This is a genomic window from Paraburkholderia sp. 22098 (assembly GCF_052045935.1).
GTDB classification, from domain to species: domain Bacteria; phylum Pseudomonadota; class Gammaproteobacteria; order Burkholderiales; family Burkholderiaceae; genus Paraburkholderia; species Paraburkholderia caledonica.
This window is the reverse complement of sequence record NZ_JBQEPV010000001.1, coordinates 285,325-309,532: the sequence shown is the minus strand read 5'-3', so window position 1 is coordinate 309,532 and position 24,208 is coordinate 285,325. Positions and strand designations below refer to the sequence as shown.

The 24,208-nt window shown below is 63.3% G+C and carries 15 protein-coding genes; 4 read left to right on the top strand and 11 right to left on the bottom strand.

The window, feature by feature from the left end; all coding sequences use genetic code 11:
• Nucleotides 1-62 precede the first annotated feature (62 nt).
• From ACTJLB_RS01430 to ACTJLB_RS01380, 11 genes are all read right to left on the bottom strand, one after another.
• Entirely contained in the window at nt 63-3,650 is a 3,588-nt protein-coding gene (locus ACTJLB_RS01430; RefSeq protein WP_440782234.1) for an indolepyruvate ferredoxin oxidoreductase family protein, read from the bottom strand.
• A 394-nt stretch (nt 3,651-4,044) separates the two neighbouring features.
• Complete coding sequence (locus ACTJLB_RS01425; protein ID WP_440782233.1) at nt 4,045-6,450, bottom strand: two-partner secretion domain-containing protein; 2,406 nt, start codon at nt 6,448-6,450, stop codon at nt 4,045-4,047.
• A 52-nt stretch (nt 6,451-6,502) separates the two neighbouring features.
• Nucleotides 6,503-8,218 (bottom strand): ShlB/FhaC/HecB family hemolysin secretion/activation protein, encoded by a 1,716-nt coding sequence (locus ACTJLB_RS01420; RefSeq protein ID WP_440782232.1) that lies wholly within the window; start codon nt 8,216-8,218, stop codon nt 6,503-6,505.
• A gap of 122 nt (nt 8,219-8,340) precedes the next feature.
• Nucleotides 8,341-9,300, bottom strand: a complete 960-nt coding sequence (locus ACTJLB_RS01415) for an ion channel (RefSeq protein ID WP_310356462.1) — start codon at nt 9,298-9,300, stop codon at nt 8,341-8,343.
• A gap of 238 nt (nt 9,301-9,538) precedes the next feature.
• Complete coding sequence (locus tag ACTJLB_RS01410; protein WP_020067159.1) at nt 9,539-9,784, bottom strand: hypothetical protein; 246 nt, start codon at nt 9,782-9,784, stop codon at nt 9,539-9,541.
• 59 nt (nt 9,785-9,843) lie between these two features.
• On the bottom strand, nt 9,844-10,074 hold the full coding sequence (locus ACTJLB_RS01405) for a hypothetical protein (protein WP_020067158.1): 231 nt from the start codon (nt 10,072-10,074) through the stop codon (nt 9,844-9,846).
• Nucleotides 10,075-10,205: 131 nt separating this feature from the next.
• On the bottom strand, nt 10,206-11,117 hold the full coding sequence (locus ACTJLB_RS01400) for a carbohydrate kinase family protein (RefSeq protein ID WP_020067157.1): 912 nt from the start codon (nt 11,115-11,117) through the stop codon (nt 10,206-10,208).
• The gene (locus ACTJLB_RS01395; RefSeq protein ID WP_087751691.1) at nt 11,114-12,397 is read right to left on the bottom strand and encodes an AGE family epimerase/isomerase; all 1,284 of its coding nucleotides are present in this window, start codon (nt 12,395-12,397) and stop codon (nt 11,114-11,116) included. Before ACTJLB_RS01395 ends, ACTJLB_RS01400 begins: the two co-directional genes overlap by 4 nt.
• Complete coding sequence (locus ACTJLB_RS01390) at nt 12,394-13,380, bottom strand: LacI family DNA-binding transcriptional regulator (RefSeq protein WP_020067155.1); 987 nt, start codon at nt 13,378-13,380, stop codon at nt 12,394-12,396. Before ACTJLB_RS01390 ends, ACTJLB_RS01395 begins: the two co-directional genes overlap by 4 nt.
• Before the next feature lie 259 nt (nt 13,381-13,639).
• A complete protein-coding gene (locus ACTJLB_RS01385; protein ID WP_440782231.1) occupies nt 13,640-15,496 on the bottom strand; it encodes an EAL domain-containing protein in 1,857 nt (618 codons plus the stop codon).
• 311 nt (nt 15,497-15,807) lie between these two features.
• The gene (locus tag ACTJLB_RS01380; RefSeq protein WP_020067153.1) at nt 15,808-16,833 is read right to left on the bottom strand and encodes a bile acid:sodium symporter family protein; all 1,026 of its coding nucleotides are present in this window, start codon (nt 16,831-16,833) and stop codon (nt 15,808-15,810) included.
• A gap of 571 nt (nt 16,834-17,404) precedes the next feature.
• On the opposite strand from ACTJLB_RS01380, the gene ACTJLB_RS01375 reads away from it, so the two are divergent.
• The 4 genes from ACTJLB_RS01375 (at nt 17,405) to icmF (ending at nt 24,189) form a co-directional block, all read left to right on the top strand.
• Nucleotides 17,405-17,860, top strand: a complete 456-nt coding sequence (locus ACTJLB_RS01375; RefSeq protein WP_020067151.1) for a hypothetical protein — start codon at nt 17,405-17,407, stop codon at nt 17,858-17,860.
• Between the two features lie 577 nt (nt 17,861-18,437).
• Entirely contained in the window at nt 18,438-19,523 is a 1,086-nt protein-coding gene (locus ACTJLB_RS01370; protein WP_020067150.1) for a porin, read from the top strand.
• Between the two features lie 208 nt (nt 19,524-19,731).
• Nucleotides 19,732-20,667, top strand: coding sequence for a LysR family transcriptional regulator (locus ACTJLB_RS01365; RefSeq protein WP_020067149.1), 936 nt, complete (start codon nt 19,732-19,734; stop codon nt 20,665-20,667).
• Nucleotides 20,668-20,790: 123 nt separating this feature from the next.
• Nucleotides 20,791-24,189, top strand: a complete 3,399-nt coding sequence (icmF, locus tag ACTJLB_RS01360) for a fused isobutyryl-CoA mutase/GTPase IcmF (protein ID WP_440782230.1) — start codon at nt 20,791-20,793, stop codon at nt 24,187-24,189.
• Nucleotides 24,190-24,208: the final 19 nt, after the last annotated feature.

The window sequence follows — 24,208 nt, the reverse complement described above, 5'->3', positions numbered from 1 at the left end:
CTACGTGCATGTGCACGAGCGGCTTTGTTGTAGGCGTCGGCAAGGCCGGTGCCTCGTAGCCCTTACTTCGCCACTACCACGGGAATGCCGCGCAACTGCCCGGCGCCTTTCACTTCCTCCAGCGATTTTTTAACCGACGCTCCCGTCGCCGCTTCGATCTGCAGACGCGCGACGAGATCGCGCTCGCCCCGCTTCACGCCCGCGAGATTCGCGAGCTTTACATGGCCATAACCGCGCACACGGGCATGCAGATCGGCGAGCTTCGCGACGTCGTCGAGATTGTCGGCGTTAAGCTTGGCAAGCGCTCGCTGCAACGTGGTTTCGTAGTCGTCCGCGAGTTCGTGCTCCATTTTGCGCTCGAGCGTGCGGCCAAACGGGTCGAGCATCGTGCCGCGAAGGCCGCGCACCTTGGCGAGTACGCCGAGGACCGGCCACATCCATTGGCCAAAGGTTTTCTTCGTCGGATTCGCACCCGAATGCGCGCGCGTGAGTGCGGGCGGCGCGAGGTTGAAGTTGATGCCGAAGTCCTTGCCGGCCACGCCTTCGAATTGCGCCTCGAGTGCTTCGCGGAACGCGGCATCGGTATGCAGGCGCGCAACTTCGTATTCGTCTTTCACTGCCAGCAGACGATAGAACGTCGTAGCCACCGCACGCGTTACGCGTTCACTGTTTGCGCCGATCGCGCTTTCCGCGCGACGCGCAGCATCGACCAGCGCACGATAGCGCTTCACATAGCTTGCGCCGCCGTAAATCTGCAGACGGCCTTCGCGATGCGCAATCAGTTCGTCGAGCGTATCGACGCGCACCGTCTGCTTCGCGGCGTGCCGCGCCTGCCACAGCGATTCGAGCGCGGCCAGGTCTTCTGCAGCGAGCCGTCCGATGGAGAACGCCAGTTGATTCATCTGCACGGCCACGTTGTTCAATTCGATTGCGCGCATCAACGCGCCGAACGACACGGGCACGAGACCAAGCTGCCACGCATAACCGAGCATCAGAATGTTAGCGCCGATAGTGTCGCCGAGAAAACGCGTGGCGAGCGCCTGCGCGTCGCAAGTCGACATGCGCTCGCTGCCGGCTGCATGGCGCATCTTGTCGATCAACGCGTCGGCATGCAGCGTGGCGTCCGGGTTCTGCACGAACGTCGCGTTCGGAATGGCATGCGTGTTGACGGCGATGCGCGTGCGGCCATGACGCACCGTCTGCAATGCATCGGCGCTCGCGCCGACCACCATGTCGCAGGCGAGCAGCACGTCCGCTTGCTGCGTGTCGATGCGAACCTGGTTGAGCCACTCGTCGCGCGCGGCAAAGCGCACGAACGACAACACCGAGCCGCCCTTTTGCGCAAAGCCCATGAAGTCGAGCACCGACGCGCTCTTGCCTTCCAGATGCGCAGCCATGCTGATCAATGCGCCGACCGTCACGACGCCCGTGCCGCCGACGCCCGTCACCAGGATGTCGTACGGTGCGGCATCGAGCTGCGTCGCAGGCAGCCGCAACGCGTTGATGCGTTCAGCCAATGCTTGCGGATCGAACGCGGCGCCCGCGGCTTTTTTCAGCTTACCGCCTTCGACGGTCACGAAGCTCGGGCAAAAACCGTTCACGCACGAGTAGTCTTTATTGCACGACGATTGATCGATGCGACGCTTGCGTCCCAACGCGGTTTCGACCGGTTCAACCGACAGGCAATTGGACTGCACGCCGCAATCGCCGCAGCCTTCGCAGACTTCTTCGTTGATGAAAAGGCGCTTGTCGGGGTCGGGGAATTCGCCCTTTTTGCGGCGACGCCGTTTTTCTGCGGCGCACGTCTGGTCGTAGATCAGCACGGTCACGCCGTCGGTGTCGCGCAACTCGCGCTGCACGGTGTCCATTTCGCTACGGTGATGGAACGTCGTGCCCTTCGGGAAAAGATCGTGATGGCCGTCGTATTTCTCCGGCTCGTCGCTGACCACCACGAAGCGCGATACGCCTTCCGCTTCCACCTGACGCGCGATCTGCGGCACGGAGATGCTGCCGTCCACGGGCTGGCCGCCCGTCATCGCGACGGCGTCGTTGTAGAGAATCTTGTACGTGATGGTGGCTTTCGCCGCGACCGCCTGACGGATCGCGAGAAAACCGGAGTGAAAGTACGTACCGTCGCCGAGATTCTGGAAGACGTGGCGCGTCTTCGTGAACATCGAATGCGACGCCCAGTCCACGCCTTCTCCGCCCATCTGAATGAGGCCGGTCGTGTCGCGCTCCATCCACGAAGCCATGAAGTGACAGCCAATGCCTGCGTGTGCAATGGAGCCTTCGGGTACTTTCGTCGACGTGTTGTGCGGACAGCCCGAGCAGAAATACGGCGTGCGCTTCACGCTGTCCGCGGCGTTGGAGAGAATTTGCGGCGCGACCAGATCGACTACACGCTCGCGGCGATCCAATGCGGGCTTGTGCTTCGCGAGCCAGTTGGCGAACACGGGCAAGATGCGCGAAGGCCGCAATTCGCCGAGCGACGAGAGCAGCATGCTGCCGTCTTGCGCCTGCTTGCCGATCACGGCCGGCCGCGCGCCTTGCGTGCGGTTGTACAGATAGTCCTTGATCTGCTGCTCGATGACGGGGCCCTTCTCCTCGATCACGAGCACTTCGGAAAGCCCTTCGACGAACGTGTCGATGCGCGTCATTTCCAGCGGGAACGACAGGCCGACTTTGTAGATGCGCACACCGGCCGCGTCGAGATCGGCGACGGTCAGGTCGAGGCGGCGCAACGTTTCCATCAGATCCAGATGCGCCTTGCCGCATGTGACGATGCCCACGTTCGCATGCGGGCTCGGCGCGATCCATTTGTCGATGCTGTTGGTTTTGGCAAAGTGACGCACGGCGTCGAGCTTCGCGTGCATGCGCGATTCGATGGTGAGGCTCGGCAGATCGGGCCAGCGATTGTGCAGGCCGCCCGACGGTGCTTCGAAATCCTCCGGCGCGCTCCAGTCGGTCCGCAGCGCATCCAGATCGACCGTCGAACCGGATTCGACTGTTTCGGAGATCGCCTTGTAGCCGACCCACGCGCCCGAAAACCGCGACAGCGCCCAGCCGTACAGCCCGAATTCGAGCATGTCCGCAATGTTCGACGGATTCACGACCGGCATGTGCCACGCCATCATCGCAAAGTCGCTCTGATGCGGCATCGACGAAGACACGCAGCCGTGATCGTCGCCGGCTACCACCAGTACGCCGCCGTGCGGCGACGAGCCGTACGCGTTGCCGTGCTTCAGCGCGTCGCCCGCGCGATCCACACCGGGGCCCTTGCCGTACCACATGGCGAACACGCCTTCGACGGTGCGCTCCGGGTCCGCTTCCACGCGCTGCGTGCCGAGCACGGCGGTGCCGCCGAGTTCTTCATTGATAGCGGGCAGGAAGCGAATATCGCTCGCGCTGAGCAGTTTCTTCGCTTTCCACAATTGCTGATCGACCATGCCGAGCGGCGAACCCCGATAGCCGCTGATGAAGCCCGCGGTGTTCATGCCGCGCGCGCGGTCGAGCGAGCGTTGCATCAGCGCGAGGCGCACCAGCGCCTGGGTGCCGGTCATGAAAATCCGGCCGCGCGTTGCGGTGAGATTGTCGGACAGCTTGTAGTCGGAAAGAGCGGGCGTGCCGTCGATGGGCAGGCGAGCGGTCATAGGTGAGTCTCCAATCCCATACGTGATGGATGCTGTTTGTATCTTCGGCGCGCGTCCTCGGGCAGACGTGGGGGGCCGCAGCGAAAGAGACTCTATTTTTTAGCGCCAATCGGAGTGGATTTTTTCTACTTTGCTTTGACGTCGGCGAATGAGCGCGAGGAGCGCCCGGTTTTAAGCCTCTTTTGAGATAGATATGCCACGCGAACGGGGGATTCGGGTATGCCCTGGTGCGTCGGGCGGTGTGCTGCACGCATCCAGGCAGACACGCTGATGCATGTTTTGACGGGGTGTCGAAACATATCGGGCGGCGGCACGCATTGCTGCATGACGCCGCCCGTGAGTTAATCGCTCGTGCCTTTGTTAGCGCATGGCGACGCCCAGTCAGATGCGCGGCTTAGACCGGATTGTTGACGAACGCGTAGAAGTAGCCGTCAGGGCCGTAGAAGCCGTTGTACTTGCGCAGGTCCGGCGAGTCGAGCGAGATGCGCACGTAGCCCGGAGGCGGAACGAAGCTCGACGGTTGCGGTTGCGTTTGCGGCTGCGGCTGCGGCTGCGGCTCGACCGGCGGCACGTAGCCACCGTTATTGCCGCCGCCCGCAACGCGAATGTCTGCCGAGACCGGTGCCGAAATCGTACCGCCGACGTTCGACAGGGAGCCTGCCGTGCCGCTCAGCGTGGTGCTCGACGTGATCGAACCGTTGTCGTTGGTCAGTTTCCCGTCGACGTTGATGACCGCCTCGCGCTGCGCCGAGATCGCGCCGCCGGTGTTGTCCAGCGAACCCGACTGAAAGCTCGCAGCGCCCGCCGACTTCATGCGGCCGTTGCCGTTCAGCACCTGTTGTGCGCTGACGTCGAGCATCTGTCCGGCGTTGAAACTGGCGCCCCGATTGTCCAGCGTGCCTGCGCCGACATGCAGCGTGTTCTGCGCGCTCAACGCGCCGTTCGCGTTCGCGAACGTGTCCATGGCATTAACGCGCGCGTCGCCGCCGGAACTCAGCGTGCCCGAGTTATCCACGCGAGTCGCGTTGATATTGAGCAACTGGCCGGCGCTCACAGTCGTGCCCTGGTTGGCGATGGTGCCGCCTTGCAGCGTCACCGTGCCGCCGCTTACGCTGCCGCCTGAGAGCGTTACCTGGTTGCCCGCGAGCATTCCTTCCATCGACGCCTCGACGATGCCCTTATTGGTCAGCGACTGGTCCGCGTTCATGCTCACGCCGCTGCCCGCAATCTTGCCGCTGTTCGACAACGTGCCACGCGTGGTCAGGCTGACGCGCTCGGCGCTGAGCGTGCCCTGATTGTCGAGCGTCTGCATGGCGTTGCCGTTGATGGATTGCGTTGCCGTGACCGAGCCGGCGTTCGTCGCGTTCACGCCGCCGAACTGCACCGTCTGGCCGGTCAGCTTGCCGTTCGCCTGGTTCGTGAACGTGTCTGACGCGTTGACGCTGACCGCGCCGGTGGAAGTCAGCGTGCCGGTGTTGTCAAAGCGGGTCGCGCTCACGTTGAGAGACTTCGCGGCGCTCACCGTGACGCCCTGATTCATGACCGTGCCGCCTTGCAGCGTCACCGTGTCGCCTTTCACACTGCCGCCCGAAAGCGTCAGGCGGTCGCCGGCCAGCGTTGCGTCTTGCGTGGCTTCGACGGTGCCGGTGTTGACGAGCGACTGATCGCCGCCCAGACGCACGCCTGCTCCCGAGATCTTGCCGGTGTTCGATAGCGTGCCGCGCGCGTTCACCGACATGCTGTCGGCCGTCAACGTGCCGCTGTTGGTCAGCGCCTGCATCGCCGAAGCATTGAGCGTGCGCGCAGCTGCGATCGAGCCGTTGTTCGTCAGATTCGCGCCGTTCACGTTGACGTCGGTTGCCGCCTTGATACTGGCGGGCGCGCCGATCGTCACGTCGCCATTGGCCCCCACGCTCACGCTGCCGGTCAGCGAGTTCAGCGCGCCGTTGTCGCGCACGCCGACACCCGCTTCGGTGCCGATCAGACGCACGGCGCCGTCGCCATACATGCTGCCGAGCGATTGCACGTCGATTGCCACTTGCGGCGCGGCGCCCGTGCCCGCTTGCGCGGCTGCCGATTTGGACGCGTAGTCGACGCGATTCGCGCCTGCAATTGCGTCGATCGTCTTGCCTTGCACCTTGCCGTTGATGGTCATCGCGCGTGCAATCAAATCGACCGCGCTTGCCGACCCGCTCAGGCCATTGCCGTCGACGGCAATGGTGCCCTGCTTGACGTCGAGCGTGCCCAGCGAGCCGTCGTCTTTCAGCGTCGGCGTGCCGGTCGCAAGCGTGACCCGCGGCGCGTTGAGAAAGCCGCAGCCCGAGCAGGTGATGCCGGCCGGGTTCGCGATCACGAGGTTGGCGCCCTTGCCGGCGACTTCGGTCGTGCCGAGCAGTTGCGTCGGCGAGCCGGATGTGACCTGCATCAGGACGACGCTCGCGCCTTTCTGACCGAGCGCGGCGTTGGCCTGTACCGCGCCGCCGATCTGCGTCTGCGCGGCTTGCGTAGCGTTATTGATGATCACGCCGCCGGTTCCGACGTTGTACTGCGCGAAGCGGTTGTTCGACACGCCGGCCGCATTGGGCGCGACGATGTTGACGACCTGCGTGCCGTTGCCGGAGGTGCCGAAAGTCGGGCGCGACGCGGCGCTCGAGTCGACGGTTATGGCGAGATTGGCTTGCGCGCTCGCGACGAGCGGTTGCATGCCGAATGTGCACAACGCCGCGAACGCGCTGGCGCGTGCAGCAAACCACAAGTTCCGGTTGTTGCCGTCCACCAGACGAGGGTCAATTTTCTGCATTGTTGTTTCCTCTACATTAACAAAAGTACAACTAACAAATAGGAAGCCTCGTTCAGATCAGCGCGCTGATTTGTACGAGTACGGTGGGCGATCCGCTCGGAAAAGCCTTCGGCTTGTAGAGTGGCCAGCCGACGGAGACGTCGTAGTTGACGCCCGCCGACAGGCGATTCTTCGGCGCAAGGCTGCCTCTCGCGCCCACCGCCATTCCTACCAGGGTGTCACCCGCCAGGTACCGCGTCGTCGGCCCTTGTACGCGTCCGGCGTCGAGCCCCGCGTATAAGGCTTGCACGCCGTAGGACGTCGGCGCGTACCAGTCGAGTTCGTTCGATACGGTCCAGCCGTTTTCGGCCGCGAGCGTTGCCTGCTGGTCGAAGCCCCGTACGGCATAGCGAGTACCGATCGTAAAGTAGTCAGGGGCGGTAACCCGGGTGCGCGCGTTCTGCCTGGTCCAGCCAAACTGGTACGAGAACGGTTGATTGCCGACCCGAAACGGCGCAAGCACGTTGAGCGACGCGGTGACGATCTGCTCGCGGCCGTTGAACGCGCTGTCGCCGAGTACGTAACCCGGCTGACGCGAGATGCCCGGCAGCGTGTCGCGCCAGCCGACCGACGCGTCTATCTGCGCGCGCCCGATGTAATGACGATGCGACGCGCCGACTTCGTAGCCGTATACGTCGCGGTCCTGCACGTCGATCCACGTGTTGTTCACATAGTGATGATTGAACGCGCGGTAAAAGCGCGCGCGCAATTCCGTGCGGGACTTCGCGCCGCGCTGCACGACGCCTGACAGTTTGATGCCCGCGCCTTTCTGCTCGCCCGTGAATTGCGCGGCGCCGGAGGCGAACGCCTGTGTTTGCAGATAACTCGCGCGATAAGCGTCAATCGTGAGCATCGCGTAGCCGAAAGGCACGCTGTACGACGCGGCGGCCTGGTTTTCTCCCTTGCCGGGTGCGCCACGGTTGGCGTTGGTGAGACCCGATACCTGCAACTGGTCGTATTGATAGAAGGGCGAGTCGACAGTCAGCGCGCCGAACAGCTCGTTCTTGCCGGTGGCAGTCTGGCCCGCATTGTCGTAGCCAGCCGCGATGCGCCAGCGTCGCCCGGTGCCGGCGTGCAGTACGAGGTCGGATTCGCCGGCGCCAATGCCCGGCGCGATGTCGAATCGCGCGTCCGCCTGCGACGGCAGACGCCGGATGTTTTCCAGCGCCTGGTCGATCGCGCGCTGGTTCAGGAGCGTACCCTCGCCGGACGGCAACGTACGCGCGATGTCGCCGATCGCTTCGCCCTCGGTGCGTATCGCGCCGACGCGGCCCGGCACGACGTCGAGCTGAAGCGTGCCGGAGGCGAGCGATTGCTCGGGCACGGCGACACGCGTGGTCACATAGCCATAGCCGATCAGTTTATTGGCGACGCTGTCCTGCACGATCTTCAGACCGTCCGCGCCGACACACTGACCCTTGACCGGCTCGACGAGACGGTCGAGCGAATCGAGCGGATTGTTCGTAATCCGGATTTTTTCGATTTCGAAGCAAGGCGACTGCACCGGCAGATGCGCGAGATCGACGCTCGTCGCGCGCGGCGCGTCCTCGTTCAGCGCGTTGCCGAGCGAGCCATTCGTCGCATTGGCTTCAAGCCGTTGCTGTTGTGCGCGCTGCGTGTCGTTGCCCGGCAGGACGTTGATCAGCGATGCGTTGCTTTGGGCGAACGACGGCAGCCCGTAGAGGGCGAGTGAAGCGGCGGCGAAAGTGGCTTTACGGCGATGCTGCATGGCGGCGTTCTTGGGCAACGAAGCCGCGCAGCATAGACAGTATGAATCTGAAAATCTAGCGAAAGGATTCCGAAATGCTTATCTCTTTTTCGGTTTTTATATTTTTAACAGATACGCTGTTTTTATGAACGAATACCCGTCGCAACAGGCGCTTCATCCAGCGGCACGATCTCGTCAAAATGCGAATAGTCGATATGGCTCACGCCGTCCCGTTCGCTCATGATGTCGACAAAACGGTGCTGCCAGTAGATCTGATCGCATGTCCACATGTGGCGCGCCTGCATGGTCTGCGACGTCGATTCGTCGACGCCTTCAAGCGTGAGCAGCAGCGACGTGTCGCTTGCTTTTAGCGTCTCGGCGGTCTCGCCGAAAAGCGGACTTGTTTCGTCGATCACATGCATGATGCTCCAGCCGAGCTTGAAGACCGGATGCTGGTCGCGCACGAGTGTGAGGTCGTAAAGCTTGCGCAGCGTATAACCTTCTGGAGTCGTTTCGCGACGCATAATGCGCAGCCGTGCATGTGCTTCGGCGATCACGTTCTGACGCCCGTTGGCTGAGCGGACCATCAAGGTCATGTGACCGTCGAGCGGCCGGATGATTGCGTAGCGGGCGAACATGATCTTCGCGTGCGGACGCGAGAAGCGCGCGAAAATCAGCCCCGTTGCCAACGCAATGCTCGACATACCCACGAAGATTTCAAGCGTCGCGATCCAGTGCGCGTACACCGTTTGCGGATGCATGTCGCCATAACCGACCGTGGCCAGCGTTTCGACGCTGAAGAAAAACGCGCCGCCGAAGCCCGGCGGATACTGGTTGGCAATGGACGCGTTGCCGAGCATATAGAGCGCGGCGAATGTGGTGTTCAGCAACAGGAAGATCACCGCGAGGCTGACGAAAAACATCGGCCAGCGCACCACCAGCGCGCGGTGATAAAGGTCCTGCCAGAATCGCGTCGGCATGCCGTGCGCGATCACCACGCGGTCGTCGAGGCGCAGTTCGCGGCTGCCGCGCGAAGGGCTATTTTCTGCGCTGACTTTCTCGCGTCCGATGCGGGCAAAACGGTCCGACGGTTCAGTAGCCATCGCGTACTCGTGGAGATGAAAACGGCGCAAGCGTAGCACGCGGCCTCGCTCGCGGAGCGCGATCTTCAGCGCGTCGAACTGGAGCGAAAGAAGGCGTGCGTTTTCTGCGCCGTGGCGGTGCGGCGGGGCGCTTCCGCAGCATTTGGAATCGCGTGAATGCCGCGTTCAAATGCTGTGTGCGATGCCTGCTAGCGGTGACGCAAGCGCTAACGCCGGCACGGACGACCTGCGCTCTGCTTTAAGGAAATGCTCGCGGCTTCGGAATGCCTGCGCCGTGCTCGATGTCGTCGACGGCTTGCTGGTGTGCCGCAGCGATGGCTTGTGCTTCGTCGGCGTAACCGTTGTCGCCGCCGATGGTCGTCCACGGTTTGACCGCTTTCTCCCGATGCCTGATTTCGTATTCCGAGTCCCAGCGCGCGCCGCTGAGTTCGATTGGGCGGACGTGAATCGAGTACACGCCGTAGAGGAAGAGCTGCTCAACCATGATCGCCTCCGACCATTGCGTTCAGGTGGCGCGCCGCAAGATGCGCCGCGCCGGTCTGCCTAGAGTTCGATTTCCCCGAGTATTCGATGAGCAAGCGCCTTCGCTTCTTCCAGCGCCTCGCCCGGTGTGGACGAGGTAGCTTCGACTTCATAGACCGTGGTTTCCTGGTCCTGGCTCGCCTCGCCTTCGTCGCGCGCGAGTGTGACTACGCCCTGCCAGGTGTCCGCGCCGACCTCTCTCACCGTTGCAGTGGCCGTGTAGATGCCTTTGGTGTAGGTGATGTCCTCCATGGCGTCGCTCCTTGTTCCAAAGGTTCCGGTGATTTCATCCTAGCACGGCAATGACGCTTCGGCTGAAGCCCCGTGGCGCGCCGCCTCGCGACGACGCGCGCCTGTCCAACCGGAAAGATAACGCCCGCGCGTTACAGCAGCGCGACGACTTCATCGAGCGACGGCGCATGCGCGCCCGCGTGCCGGCAGGCTGCCGCGCCGGCCGCCAATGCGAACGCCAGATGCTCCGGCCACGCACGCTGCGAAGCGGTCATCAGACTGAACAGCAAGCCGCCGATGGACGCATCGCCGGCGCCGACCGTATCCACCACCTCGACGCGCGGCGGTCGCGCCTCGAAAGTCGCCGCGCCGTCGATCAGCACAGCCGTTTCCGGTCCACGGGTGACGAGTACGGTGGCGGCAGGATTCATCGCGCGCAATTGGGCAAGCGCATGCGCTTCGTCGTCGGTCTTGAAGAGCAGGCGCAGGTCCTCGTCCGATACCTTGATGAGGTCGGCGAGCGCCGCCATTTTGCGTAGCGTGGGTTCGTACCCGTGCTCCATCAGATTCCGGTAGTTCGGGTCGAAACTGATCTTCACGCCGCGCGAGCGCAGTTCGGCGGCCAACGCGGCGAGCGTGTCGCCGAGCGGTTGCCGCACGAGACTGATGCAGCCGAAGTGCGCCCACTTCACCTGCTGCATCCAGCCTGCCGGCAGATGCGCGGGATCGAAGGCGAGATCGGCGCCGTTCTCGCCCATGAAAAAGTAAGCAGGCGGATGCGTGCGATGAACAATCGCGAGCAAAGGCGGGCGCTCCACGCGCTGCATAAAGCGCATGTCGAGCCCTGCCGCGACGCTCGCGTCCCACAGTTCGTCGGAGAAATTGTCGACGCCGAGCGAGCCCGCGCAGGCGGTCGGCAAGCCGAGCCGCGCGACGCAACGCGCCACGTTCCAGCCTGCGCCGCCCGGACGCGATAGCCATTGCGAGGCGCCCGTGCGCACGAGATCGGTGAGGATATCGCCCGCCGAAACGAAGACGGGCAGTTCGTTGGACACGTGGCTCATTTTGCGTGCTCCGTGGAGACGGCCGCGGCGGTCGAGCCGTCGGCCAGCGCGTGCGTCAGCACCTCGTAGCATGCGCCCATGGTGTGATAGTCGGTCTTGCCGGCCGGACTCTTTTCGTCGCTGTATTTGCGGTTGTCGCAGGTGAGGATGCGATACCACGCGCCGTATTTATGATCGACGAAGTGCGCCCAGCTATAGCGCCAGATCTCGTCGTACCAGTCCCAGAAGCGCTCGTTGCCGGTGCGCTTGCCGAGCAGCGCGGCGGTCGCGAAAGTCTCCGCCTGCACCCAGAAGTACTTGTCGTGGTCGCACACAGTGCCGTCCGGGCCGAAGCCGTAATACAGGCCGCCATGGTCTTCGTCCCATGCGTGCGTCATCGCGGCGTCGAACAGTTCGATTGCGCGCGGCAAGAGCCAGGGCAGCGGACGATAGCGCTCGAGGATCAGCAGCAGCTTCGCCCATTCCGTTTGATGCCCGGGCTGGAAACCCCACGGACGGAAAATGTTCGAGCTGTCTTCCTCGTTGTAATGCCAGTCGACCGACCAGTCCGCGTGAAAGTGCTCCCACACGAGCCCTTGCGACAGCTTTGCCTGACGCAGCGTGATGTTCGACGCCACGCGCTCGGCGCGGTCCAGATACACGAGATGGCCGGTCGCTTCGTGCGCGGCGAGCAAGGCCTCGGTGGTGTGCATGTTCGCGTTTTGCCCGCGATACGAACTCACACGCCATTCGGGCGATGCTTCGTCGGCGTAGAGACCGGCGGCGGCGTCCCAGAAGCGATGCTCCATCAATTCGAACGTCGCGCCGATCATCGGCTTGGCTTCCTCGATGCCGGCCATCGCCGCATGCGAGTACGCGAGCAGCACGAACGCGAGGCCATAGCAGTGGCGCGTGGCGTCGAGCGTGCGCTTCCTGCCGTCGCTCCATTCGATTTCCCAGTCGTAACCTTCGTGCTGCCCGTCCCAATGCGCGTCGCGCAGAAATTGCAGGCCGTGGCGCGCGTATTCCAGATGTTTCGGGTCGCCGAACTGCCGATACGCCATCGCGTAGTTGAAGACGTAGCGGCAGCTGCTCACCAGATGCCGCGTGGTTTTGTCGTAGACGGAACCGTCGTCGCGGAAGAAATGGAAAAAGCCGCCGCTCGAATCGAACACATTGGGCGCGTAAAAGCGCAGCGTGTCCTCGACATGGGAGAGCAGAAACTCGCGGCTGCGAAAGCTGGCGACGGCCGGCACGGCAGGCGCGCCGTTGGCGGAAGGAGGCGTAGCGGATAGCGTCATGGCGTTTTCACCAAAGTACTGGCACGGGCAATGAGATGAACGGGCACGCGGACTTCTGTTTCGGCCGGCGCGTCTTCGAGCAGCAATTCCACGCCGCGGCGGCCGAGCGCTTCCTTGTCGACCGCAATGGTGGACAGCGGCGGCGTGGCGTGAGCGGCGGCAGGAATGTCGTCGAAGCCGATAATGGCGATGTCCTCCGGCACGCGCACACCGCGCGCGAAACAGGCGCGCAGCGCCGCGAGCGCGGCAGCGTCGTTGTAGGCAAACACGGCGTCTGGGCGTGGGCCGGGCGCATCGAGGAGTTGCTGCATCGCCCGGGCCGCGCCGCTGTCGGGATCGAGTCCGGCGTCGATCGTGACTTCGAGCGACGGGTCGAATAAAAGTCCCGCTTCGAAAAATGCACGCCGATAACCGAGTGCGCGCTGCGCGATGCTGAAGTGCGCGAGCGATCCGCCGATGAACGCCACCCGCTTGCGCCCCTGTTCGAACAGATGCCGCATGGCAAGCGCGGCGCCGGCCGCGTTGTCGAGATTCACCGAACGCAATCCCGGCGCCCAGAGATCGATCAGCACAAGCGGACGCTGCATGGCGACGAGCGTGGCAAGCGTCTCCGGCTCGACGAAGCCGGCAATCGCTACGGCGTCGGGCGCATGCAGGCGCATCTGCTGGATGACGTCTTCAGTGGGCCCGGCGGTTAGCACCGACGGCACGATTCCGCGCTCCCGGCAGGCGTCTTCCACGCCATGCAAGACGTGCGAAAAGAATGGGCTGACGGCGAAGTTGTTGTGCTGGCGGTGCAGCAGAAACGTTAGACGGCGGATGCGCGGACGCAATTGGCCCGCGTCATAGCCGAGTTCGCGCGCGGCCTCGACCACGCGCACGCGTGTGGCCTCGGACAGGCCCGGCTGGTTTTTCAGTGCGCGGGACACGGTGCCGATCGACACGCTGGCCGCACGCGCGACGTCGCGGATGGTTATCGCCATCGAAGCAGGCAGCCGTGACAGGGCGGCCGCACATGTTTGGGTCCGGGCGATTGTATAGTAAAACGGCCGTCAAACAGCTTTGTAGGGTCGCCAATAGCACCCGTAAATACCCGTAGTTGTTGGTATTTTTTGTATTTTGTTGTTTAGTAAAATTGCTAAACACATGCACTTTTCGCGCGACCCGGTCTGTCCCGAGCGTGCGCAATGGCGTTAGCCGAGCTTCGGAATGCGGTGTTTCAAAACTGTCGGCGCAATGTCGTCAATCGGCGGACGTCGCCGCGGCTTCTGACTGCCCACGCAACAAGGCCACGCTTTCTTCGGCGTCGATCAGCACGAATCCGCTTGGTTCGAGCTTCGCGCGCCGCTTGGCCAGCGCCGCGACCGTGGCAATCTCCTCGCTGTTATAGAGCGACGCGCCGCCGGTCGGCTCAGGCTCCACGCGCACGCAACCAATTGCCATCGTGACGAAGCCGAAGAAGGTCGGGTTGCCACGCCGGTCTTCGCCGTGAATGCCGCCGGCCAGACGGTCGGTTGGCGCGTAGAAGCGCTGCGCGCCCTCGTTGAATACGTGAATCGCGCGCAGCACGCGCTCGCGCCAGTCGTCGCTCTGGAACAGGATGAGGAAGTCGTCGCCGCCCACGTGACCGAGAAAGTCGCGCGTCGGATCGCAGACGTCGGCGAGCACCGCAGCGGCGAACTTCAATACCTCGTCGCCTTGCCAGTAGCCGTATTGATCGTTGAAAGGCTTGAAGTGGTTCAGGTCCACATAGCAGGCGTAGAAGCCGGCGTGATTGCCGACGAGCCGCGCGATGTGCGAACTGATCGGGATGTTGCCCGGCAGGAACGTCAGCGGGTTAGCGTAACGCGCCGCTTCAATGCGGACCTCGGTTACCGCGCGCACGAGGTTCTCGCCAGTGCCGAGTCCCGCGTACTTGCCGTTTTCGGTGATGACGAAGCCATCGGCGAGATAGCGCTGATCGTCGCTTGCGAGGAGCTTGGCCATCTGCTCGACGGTCATCGATTTCTCTATCACCACGGGCGAGGCGTTCGCGAATAGCAGACATGGCCGCTTGCCGAACAATTCGCGGTGATACGGCAACGCGTAACGGTCCATGAAGCTGCGGCGGTTGATCAGCGCAACCGGTTCGTCATGCTCGACCACGGCGACCGCGTGCAGATCGGGCAGACGGTTGAAGAGTTCCAGCACGTCGTTATTGGTTGCCTGGCGCGGCAACGCGGGCGCGTGCACGAGCATCTTCTCCGAAGCCATGCCGCCCGACGGCGACGCGCCGCCGAGCGTGCGGGTCGCCTCGGGAAACACGGCGATGTGGCCTGCGCGCAAGGCGTCGCGGGCGTCGTCAGTGACTTTGCTTGCCGGCTGCGCATGCGGACGGCCAAAGAAAAAGCCTTGCCCGCAGCCGATTCCCATGTCGCGCACGACGATCAGATCCGCCTCGTTCTCGATGCCTTCGGCGACGAGGCGCGCGCCGCTTGCGCTCGCGAAGTGCTGCATTGCGCGAACGGCCTCGAACTTCAGGGGATCGCACGCGATGTCGTGAATGAAGAAGCGGTCGATTTTCACGACGTCCGGTTGGAGTCGCACCCACAGATTCATGCTCGCGTTCGCGGTGCCGTAATCGTCGAGTGCGAACTGCGCGCCTGCCGTGCGTAACGAAGCGATCACCGGCAGAAAACTCCCGACGTCGGGGATCATGCTCTGCTCCGTCAACTCGACCACGATGCGCTGTGGATCGACGCCGCGATGGCGCAGCAGCGCGAGTGTGTCGTCGGGTACGGCGGCCAGACGCCGGAGCGCACCTGCGCTGAAGTTCAGGAACAGCTTGCCGTCGTAGCCGAGTCTCGCAAACGCGTCGATACAGGCGCGCGCGGCGGCCTGTTCGAGTTCGATCGTGCAGCCTTCCACGAGCGCTTGCGAGAAGAGCGCGAATGGCGTCTCGAGCGATGTGCCGGCCGGCCCGCGAATCAGGCCTTCGTAGCCGAGAATCGCGCCGTCCTCGAAGTCGATGATCGGCTGGAATACGGCGGACAGATCACGCCGGGCAATCAGGTCCTCGATGCGCGGCGCAGCGATTCCGGAGGGCGAGCGAAGTTGCATGGCAGGTTGACGTAGCGATGGACCTTCGGCTTATCGACCTGCGCTGCGGAGAATTAAGTGAACTTTTAGTGAAGCGTTGCACTGGTGTGGTGCGTTTGCGCCGTGGTGAGTCATCGCGCGCGGTCGCGCGCGGGTTGGAGGCGCTTCAAGAAGTTGGCCAGGAGGCGCCCAGGAAACCGCCTATGCCATCTGGCCGAGGCGACAACCCTCGCCGATGAGCGTGAAATAACAAAAAGCCGCGCAAGGCGGCTTTTGGAAAACGACGCTCAGGGAGGGCGCTTATGAATGTCCTATTTGCATTGCGCGCGTATTCAACGGCGGGCGACGGCGGCAGCGGCTCGCTCGCGCGAGGCGGCGCGGGTTTCTCCGCTGGTGTCGCGGGCGCCCCAGCGTTGCGCGAGCGCGGCGCAGACCATCAACTGGATCTGGTGGAACAGCATGAGCGGGAGAACGACCGCGCCGACCGCCTGCGAGGCAAAGATGACTTTGGCCATGGGCACGCCGGCGGCGAGGCTTTTCTTCGAGCCGCAAAAGATGATGGTGATCTGGTCCGCGCGACTGAAGCCGAGCCGCTTGCTCACGAAGATCGTCATGCCCAGCGCGAGCGCGAGCAGCACCACGCTGATGAGCAGCACACCGCCCAAAGCGGAGAGCGGGATCTGATGCCACAGGCCTTCGGTCACGGACTCGCTGAACGCGCCATACACGACCAGCAGAATGGAACCTTGATCGACGAACTTCAGCACGCCGCGATGCCGCTCGATCCACTTGCCGATCAGCGGGCGCAGCAGTTGTCCCGCCACGAACGGGACCAGCAACTGCAACACGATATTGCCCACGGTGTGCCAAGGAGAGCTACCGCCCGCCGCCTGGTTCGTGACGAGGACGCTGACGAGTGCGGGGGTGATGAAGATGCCGAGCAGGCTCGAGGCCGACGCACTGCAAACCGCGGCCGGAACGTTGCCTTTGGCGATGGACGTGAAGGCGATAGAGGACTGAACCGTCGACGGCAACGTGCAGAGGAAGAGGATCCCGGCGTAGAGCGCAGGCGTGACAAGTGGCGACAGGAGCGGTTTAAGCGCGAGGCCGAGCAGAGGAAACAGCGCGAACGTGCTGAGCAGTACGACCAGATGCAGACGCCAATGCGTCGCGCCCGCAACAATCGCTTCCCGAGAAAGCTTCGCGCCGTGTAGGAAGAACAGCAGGCCGACCGCAATGTTCGTCACCCAGTCGAACCCCGCGGCGGCCTGACCGTGAACCGGCAGCAGGCTGGCGAGTATCACCGTGCCTACCAGGCACAGGGTGAAGTTATCGGGAAGCAGTTTCGGGCGGGCCATGTCGGATTCTCGAAATCGGTGATGCGGGATTGCACGCAAGGCGCGTGCGCGAAAGCGCTGTGGCGTCGGTGCTATGGAAAACCCCTATTGTCCGTCTAAACCGATTGAAACGGCAAATTCATTTGCCGAATTGATTGATGAGTCCGGTGCATTTTCGCTCGAGCGACGATTGCGGTTGTGAACCACCGGTCGTTGAGTGCGCACACCTCGGAGATGCGTGCTCCAGTGAGTCTGCGCCGCCCACTTATTCATCGCGATTCGGCGACAGTTTGCATCGTTGCTTTTTCGCCTTTCGCGAAGGCGTTCCCATCAATCCACTGCCGCTTTTAAGGCGGTTTTAGCAAGGGTTGTGTCGTAGAAAAACGCCGCAGTAACAACGTGTTACAAGAGCAGGCGAGGCCTAACACTTTTTGGCTCGACACCCTCTGCCGGTGACCATAAATTACCGATCAAAGGCCGTCGGGATGCTCTGCGCTGCGACCTGTCCGCAGCGCCCGCGCCAGTCCCTCAACAAGTCCATCGCAGCTCGAACGGTGGGCTTCAGGCAAGTCTTCGGGCAAGTGAGTCACTGGTGGACGGGTTGTCGAGAACGAAGCACCTGGCGTGGGGCGCGGTAATCGTCGCGCTGTGCTCGTTCGCCTATGCAAAAGGGCCGGGCATGCCACACGGTGGCGCGAGCTTCGGTGCTGACAGCTATGGTCACGGCAATTACGTGAACCGCGACGTTGGTCGCAACGTCGAGCGTGGCCTCGACCCCTCCGGCGCGCCGGGCGCGGGCATGCATCGCGTCGCCGGACCCGGGGCTTATCCAGGCGACGGCCGCGGCGGCATACCGTACATCGGTGTCATTCAACCGGTTAGCGCAGAGTCGCGCCCCGGACAGCGGCCGCAACCCAACGCGCCGGTTCGCTCGGGGTCGATCCGGGCCGACGTCGCCCGCTATAACGAAGAACGCGGTGCACTGCGCGCTGTTCAGCGCCAGGGCGACGACAGCCGCCCGCCCGAAAGTTCTCCGTACCGGAACTAGGCTCGGAACCAAGCCCGCCTGGGCTCCACGTTGAATCAATCTCCCCAGCAGATCCCCGGCGCCGGTTCCCACCGCGTTCACTCCTCGGCAACACCCGTTGCCCCAAGCTCCCTTAATTACGCGCCTTTCAATTGGCTTAGTGCGCGCATTACGTTTTAACTCACCTCAAAACCCCGCGCGGAATGTGACGTTTCGACGCCACACTTTTTTGAAAACACTCGGCAGCAGACCGTCTCCCGTCGTCAAATTTGGGCGGTTATGCGGCGGCGCGTCATCAGCATGTCATTTGAAGCGTTATCGGGCGCCTTGCGCATAGCGCGCGCAGCTTCGCGCGGCCCGACGCGTCTGTCGCGGTGCCGCGAGCATGTGCGAGTGAAGGTCTGTAGCAGGCCGATAAGCGACAAAACTAATCAGACCGATATACCCGCAATAACCAGCGATATTTTTGTTCATAAAAATGGTCCGCAAAGATGGTCCCCGCCCAGATTGGCTCGACGATCGAACGGACAACAACAATGGTTCGCGCGAGCTTGCCCTTTCGCAAGCCACACCCCTTTTGACAAAGACTGGAGAATCCATGAAAACAGGCATCAGCCGTGCGCTGAAGACCACCCTTAAGGCAACCGCGTGTGCCGCTTTGCTGGCCAGTGCATCGTCTGCTTTCGCGCAGTCGAGCGTGCAACTCTACGGTCAGGTGGACGAATGGGTCGGCGCGCAGAAATTTCCCGGCGGCAAGACGTCTGTGCAGGTGTCCGGCGGCGGGATGTCGACGTCGTACTGGGGCTTGAAAGGGGCTGAGGATCTGGGCAACGGCTACAAGGCGATCTTTACGCTGGAAGGCTTCTTCCGCGCGCAGAACGGCCAGTACGGCCGCTTTACCGGCGACACGATGTTTTCGCGTAACGCGTACGTCGGTATCGAATCGCCGTACGGCACGGTTACGGCCGGCCGGCTGACCACCGAACTGTTCGTGTCGACGATCCTGTTCAACCCGTTCATCGACTCCTACGTCTTCTCGCCGATGGTCTATCACGTGTATCTCGGGCTCGGCACGTTCCCGACTTACTCGACCGATCAAGGTGTGACCGGCGACTCGGGCTGGAATAACGCGGTCCAATATCAGTCGCCGAATTTCAACGGCCTGTCGGCGAGCGCAATGTATGCGCTGGGTAACACGACGCAGAACGGCGCGAAGAAGTGGAGCGGCCAGGTTCTGTATTTCCACGGCCCGTTTGCCGCGACCGCGGTTTATCAGTACGTGAACTTCAACAACACGCCGGGAGACCTGGGCAGCTTCGATTCCTCGGGCGTGCCGGGCCTGAAGGCGCAGAGCGTCGCGCAAGTTGGCGTCTCGTATGACCTCAAGTATGTGAAGCTGTTCGGCCAGTACATGTACACGCACAACGACCAGACGCTGACGAGCTGGCACGTGAACACCGCGCAGGGCGGCGTCACGGTGCCGGCGGGTCCGGGCTCGGTGATGGCGTCGTACGCTTATTCGCGCGACGGCGGCGGCTTCGACCAGACGCGCCAGACCGCGGCGATCGGTTACGACTACCCGCTGTCCAAGCGCACCGACGTGTACGCGGCTTACCTGTACGACCACATCAGCAGCCAGTCGAGCGGCAATACGTACGGCGTCGGCTTGCGCGCGAAGTTCTAGGCGTCGCCGCGTAGCTGAACTGGCCGGCGGGCGGCGACTGCCGCGCGCCTCGCCCCATGCTCACAACCTCCAAAGCCCGCGTTCCTCACGGAACACGGGCTTTGGTCTTTTCCGACTTCTGACGCGACTCCGGCCAGTCGTTTCGCCATCGGCTCTTTGATAAACCGGGCAAAATAACGCCGATTAATTCCTATAGCGAGCGATTCGGATGGACACCCTCGTCAGCATGAAAGTGTTCCGGCAAGTGGTCGAGGTGGGCAGCTTCGTGGGCGCGGCTGAACGGATGGAGATGTCTGCGGCAATGGCGAGCAAGCATGTGATGCATCTCGAACAGCAGCTCGGCGCGCGTCTGCTGAACCGCACCACGCGCCGCGTCGCGCCGACCGAGGCGGGCCGCGAATACTACGAGCGCCTGAGTCAGGTGCTCACCGAACTCGAGGAAGCGGAGCAGGTCGTCGGTGCGGCGAGCGTCGTGCCGCAAGGGCGCTTGCGGGTGTCGTCGCTGTCGGCATTCGGGCTGAGTCACGTAATGGCCGCGGTCGCCGACTACGCCGCGCAGTATCCGCAAGTCACCGTCGACATCACGTTGTCGGACCGCGTGGTCGAGCTGATCGACGAAGGCTTCGACGTCGCGATCCGCGCTTCGCCGAGCGGCCTCAAGTCGTCGTCGCTGATCGCGCGGCAGATCGCGATGGCGCATCTGCTGCTGTGCGCGTCGCCGGAGTATCTGCGCCGGCGCGGTACGCCGAAGACGGTCGCCGATCTTGCGCGCCACAACATTCTGCAATACACGGGCGTGTCGGCGCTCGACGTCCTGCAAGCCACCGGCGAAGCCGCGCGCGTGCGCCTGTCCGGCAATCTGATCGTCAATCATCTCGAGGCGCAGCGCGTGATGGTGCTGCACGGTGCGGGCATCGCGCTGCTCGGCACCGAAGTGATCGGCGCCGATCTGGCAGAAGGGCGCCTCGTGCCTGTGCTCGTCGATGAAGTGCCGCCTCGCGAGTTGCCGATCCATGTGGTGTACGCGAGCCGACGCCATTTGTCCGCGAAGGTGCGCTCGTTCGTGGACTTCCTCGCGGAGCGGTTTGCGAACGAGTCGCTGTGGCCGTCGCTCGAACAGATCGAGGCGCTGGCCGTGAGATAGCGCTCTGGCAAAGCCCGTTGGCAAGCGCCCCACGCCGCAAACCGCCGGAGCCGCGCCCATCCGTTTCGTTATACTGGTTGCCAGCACCCACACACGCAAACAGCGTAACGATCTGGGGGAGACATGACCGATCTGTCCACGCCGCAGCGCGCCGCCAGCCACGAGCTGCCCGCCGGCCGGCGCTTGCGCTTCGTCACCGCCGCAGCCCTGTTCGACGGCCACGATGCGTCGATCAACATCATGCGCCGCATCCTGCAAGCGAGCGGCGTCGAAGTCATCCATCTAGGCCATAACCGTTCCGTTGATGAAGTCGCGACCGCCGCGCTCCAGGAAGACGCGGACGGCGTCGCGGTGTCGAGCTACCAGGGCGGCCATAACGAATACTTCCGCTACCTGGTCGATCTGCTGCGAGCGCGCGGCGGTGAGCGCATCAAGGTGTTCGGCGGCGGCGGCGGGGTGATCGTATCCGACGAAATCGTCGCGCTGGAAAACTACGGAGTCGAAAAGATCTATTCGCCGCACGACGGCCAGCGGCTTGGCCTGCAAGGAATGATCGACGACATGATCGCGCGCTGCTCGGCAGCGGCCCGCGAGGACGCCACAGCGCGGACCGGCGCAGTCGGCGAATGGCTCGCCAGCGTGACCGGTCAACCTCTGTTGCACCTGCGTTCGAGCGCGCAGGTAAGGGACGAAACAAGCAGCGCCGGTTCGCGCGACGCGAGTTCGCTCGTGTTCCGCCGGCTCGCTCAACTGATCAGTGCATTCGAGACGGGCGGCGCCGCGTCGTCGAAGCGTGCGGAGTTATCGGCTCTTACTCAGGCAGAGCAGATCCCCGTGCTCGGCATTACCGGCACGGGCGGCGCGGGCAAATCGTCGCTTACCGACGAACTCATCCGCCGTTTCCGGCTCGATTACGGCGACACGCTGACCATCGCCGTGCTCGCCATCGACCCGTCGCGCCGCAAGTCCGGCGGCGCGCTGCTCGGCGATCGCATCCGCATGAACGCAATCGGCGACTGGGGCGGCGGCGCACGCGTCTATATGCGCTCCATGGCGACGCGCGAGGCATCGAGCGAAATCTCCGACGCACTGCCCGACGCGCTGATGCTGTGCAAGGCGGCCGGCTTCGACCTGATCGTCGTGGAAACGTCAGGGATCGGTCAGGGCGACGCGGCCATCGTGCCGTTCGTTGACGAATCGCTGTATGTCATGACGCCCGAATTCGGCGCGGCCAGCCAGTTGGAGAAGATCGACATGCTCGACTTCGCCGACGCCGTCGCGATCAACAAGTTCGACCGCAAGGGCGCGCCAGATGCGTTGCGCGATGTCGCGAAACAGGTGCAGCGTAACCGCGCCGACTTTGCGAAATCGCCCGAGGCAATGCCGGTGTTCGGCACGATCGCTTCGCACTTCAACGACGACGGCGTGACCGCGCTTTACCAGTACATCGCCGAAGCGCTGCGCAAACACGGCCTGCGCTCAGGAGGCGGCCGTTTGTCGGTTGCCGCCGACGTGCGCTTTTCGAGCGGCCGTCATGCGATCGTGCCGCCTGCGCGCGTGCGCTATCTCGCGGAAATCGCACAGACCATCCACGCTTATCGCGAGCGGGTCGATCAGCAAGCCGGCGTTGCGCGCGAGCGCTGGCAACTCGTGGAAGCGCGCCGGATGCTCGGGGAGGCGAGCGCAGACGCGCACGATGCAGACGATGCGCAAGCCTCGCTCGACGCGCTCATCGAGCAACGCACCACTGCGCTCGGCGAGCACGAGCGCAAACTGCTCGACGCGTGGCCGCAAACTGTCGCCGCCTACTCGGGCGATGACCACGTGGTCCGCATTCGTGACCGCGAGATACGCACCGCGCTCACGGCCACGACCTTATCGGGTACACAGCTGCGCAAAGTCGCGCTGCCTAAATTCGTCGACCACGGCGAGATTTTGCGTTGGCTGATGCTCGACAATCTGCCGGGTTACTTTCCGTTCACTGCAGGCGTCTTTCCTTTCCGCCGCGAGAACGAAGACCCGACGCGAATGTTCGCTGGAGAAGGCGATCCGTCGCGCACCAACCGGCGGTTCAAGCTGCTGTCCGAGGGCATGCCGGCCAAGCGTCTTTCGACCGCGTTCGACTCGGTCACGCTCTACGGCGAAGAGCCGGACGAGCGCCCCGACATCTACGGCAAGGTGGGCAACTCGGGCGTATCGGTCGCGACGCTCGACGACATGCATGCGCTCTACGACGGCTTCGATCTGTGCGCGCCGCAGACGTCGGTGTCGATGACGATCAACGGCCCGGCGCCGACCATACTCGCCATGTTCTTCAACGTCGCGATCGATCAGCAGATCGCGCGCCAGGCACAGCAACTGGGCCGTGCGCTGAGCGAGGACGAACTCGCCGAGACGCGCCGCATGGCGTTGGAGAACGTACGCGGCACGGTACAGGCCGACATTCTGAAAGAGGACCAAGGCCAGAACACCTGCATTTTTTCGACCGAGTTTAGCCTCAAGGTGATGGGCGATATTCAGGCGTATTTTGTCGAACACCGCGTGCGCAACTTCTATTCGGTGTCGATCTCCGGCTATCACATTGCCGAAGCCGGCGCGAATCCGATCTCGCAACTCGCCTACACGCTCGCTAACGGCTTCACGTATGTCGAGGCATATCTGGCGCGCGGCATGTCGATTGACGACTTCGCGCCGAATCTGTCGTTCTTCTTTTCCAACGGCATGGACCCGGAATACACGGTGCTCGGCCGCGTTGCCCGGCGCGTGTGGGCGATCGCGATGCGCGAGCGTTACGGCGCGAACGAACGCAGCCAGAAGCTCAAGTATCACGTGCAGACCTCGGGCCGTAGCTTGCATGCGCAAGAAATCGACTTCAACGATATCCGCACCACGCTGCAAGCGCTGATCGCCATTTACGACAACTGCAACTCGCTGCACACGAATGCGTTCGACGAAGCGATCACCACACCCACCGAGGAGTCGGTTCGACGCGCGGTGGCAATCCAGTTGATCATCAACCGCGAATGGGGGCTGGCGAAGAACCAGAATCCGAATCAGGGCAGCTTCGTGATCGACGAACTGACCGATCTCGTTGAAGAAGCGGTGCTCGCCGAATTTGACCGGCTGACCGAGCGCGGCGGCGTGCTCGGCGCAATGGAGACCGGTTATCAGCGCGGGCGCATTCAGGACGAGTCGATGCTGTACGAGCATCGCAAGCATGACGGCTCGTATCCGATTGTCGGCGTAAACACGTTTGTGAGCGCGAAGCCGCACGAAGCGCCGACGCCAATTGCGCTCGCCCGCTCCACCGAAGAAGAGAAGCAAAGCCAGTTAAAACGTCTGCGGGATTTCCAGGCGCGGCATCGCGACGCCGCACCGGCCGCGCTCGAGCGTCTGCAGCGGGCGGTGATCGACGACGAAAACGTCTTTGCGGTGCTGATGGATGTGGTGCGCGTGTGTTCGCTTGGGCAAATCACGCACGCGCTGTTCGAAGTGGGCGGGCAGTATCGTCGGAATATGTAGCGAGAGCGGCGGACTGCAG

What these genes read in the sequence shown, in the direction of transcription:
- ACTJLB_RS01405 (WP_020067158.1), bottom strand. Translation starts at nt 10,074, where the DNA reads ATGGAGGACATCACCTACACCAAAGGCATCTACACGGCCACTGCAACG.
- ACTJLB_RS01395 (WP_087751691.1), bottom strand. Translation starts at nt 12,397, where the DNA reads ATGACGCTATCCGCTACGCCTCCTTCCGCCAACGGCGCGCCTGCCGTG.
- icmF (WP_440782230.1), top strand. Translation starts at nt 20,791, where the DNA reads ATGACCGATCTGTCCACGCCGCAGCGCGCCGCCAGCCACGAGCTGCCC.
- ACTJLB_RS01420 (WP_440782232.1), bottom strand. Translation starts at nt 8,218, where the DNA reads ATGCAGCATCGCCGTAAAGCCACTTTCGCCGCCGCTTCACTCGCCCTC.
- ACTJLB_RS01430 (WP_440782234.1), bottom strand. Translation starts at nt 3,650, where the DNA reads ATGACCGCTCGCCTGCCCATCGACGGCACGCCCGCTCTTTCCGACTAC.
- ACTJLB_RS01390 (WP_020067155.1), bottom strand. Translation starts at nt 13,380, where the DNA reads ATGGCGATAACCATCCGCGACGTCGCGCGTGCGGCCAGCGTGTCGATC.
- ACTJLB_RS01400 (WP_020067157.1), bottom strand. Translation starts at nt 11,117, where the DNA reads ATGAGCCACGTGTCCAACGAACTGCCCGTCTTCGTTTCGGCGGGCGAT.
- ACTJLB_RS01380 (WP_020067153.1), bottom strand. Translation starts at nt 16,833, where the DNA reads ATGGCCCGCCCGAAACTGCTTCCCGATAACTTCACCCTGTGCCTGGTA.
- ACTJLB_RS01425 (WP_440782233.1), bottom strand. Translation starts at nt 6,450, where the DNA reads ATGCAGAAAATTGACCCTCGTCTGGTGGACGGCAACAACCGGAACTTG.
- ACTJLB_RS01365 (WP_020067149.1), top strand. Translation starts at nt 19,732, where the DNA reads ATGGACACCCTCGTCAGCATGAAAGTGTTCCGGCAAGTGGTCGAGGTG.
- ACTJLB_RS01385 (WP_440782231.1), bottom strand. Translation starts at nt 15,496, where the DNA reads ATGCAACTTCGCTCGCCCTCCGGAATCGCTGCGCCGCGCATCGAGGAC.
- ACTJLB_RS01410 (WP_020067159.1), bottom strand. Translation starts at nt 9,784, where the DNA reads ATGGTTGAGCAGCTCTTCCTCTACGGCGTGTACTCGATTCACGTCCGC.
- ACTJLB_RS01415 (WP_310356462.1), bottom strand. Translation starts at nt 9,300, where the DNA reads ATGGCTACTGAACCGTCGGACCGTTTTGCCCGCATCGGACGCGAGAAA.
- ACTJLB_RS01370 (WP_020067150.1), top strand. Translation starts at nt 18,438, where the DNA reads ATGAAAACAGGCATCAGCCGTGCGCTGAAGACCACCCTTAAGGCAACC.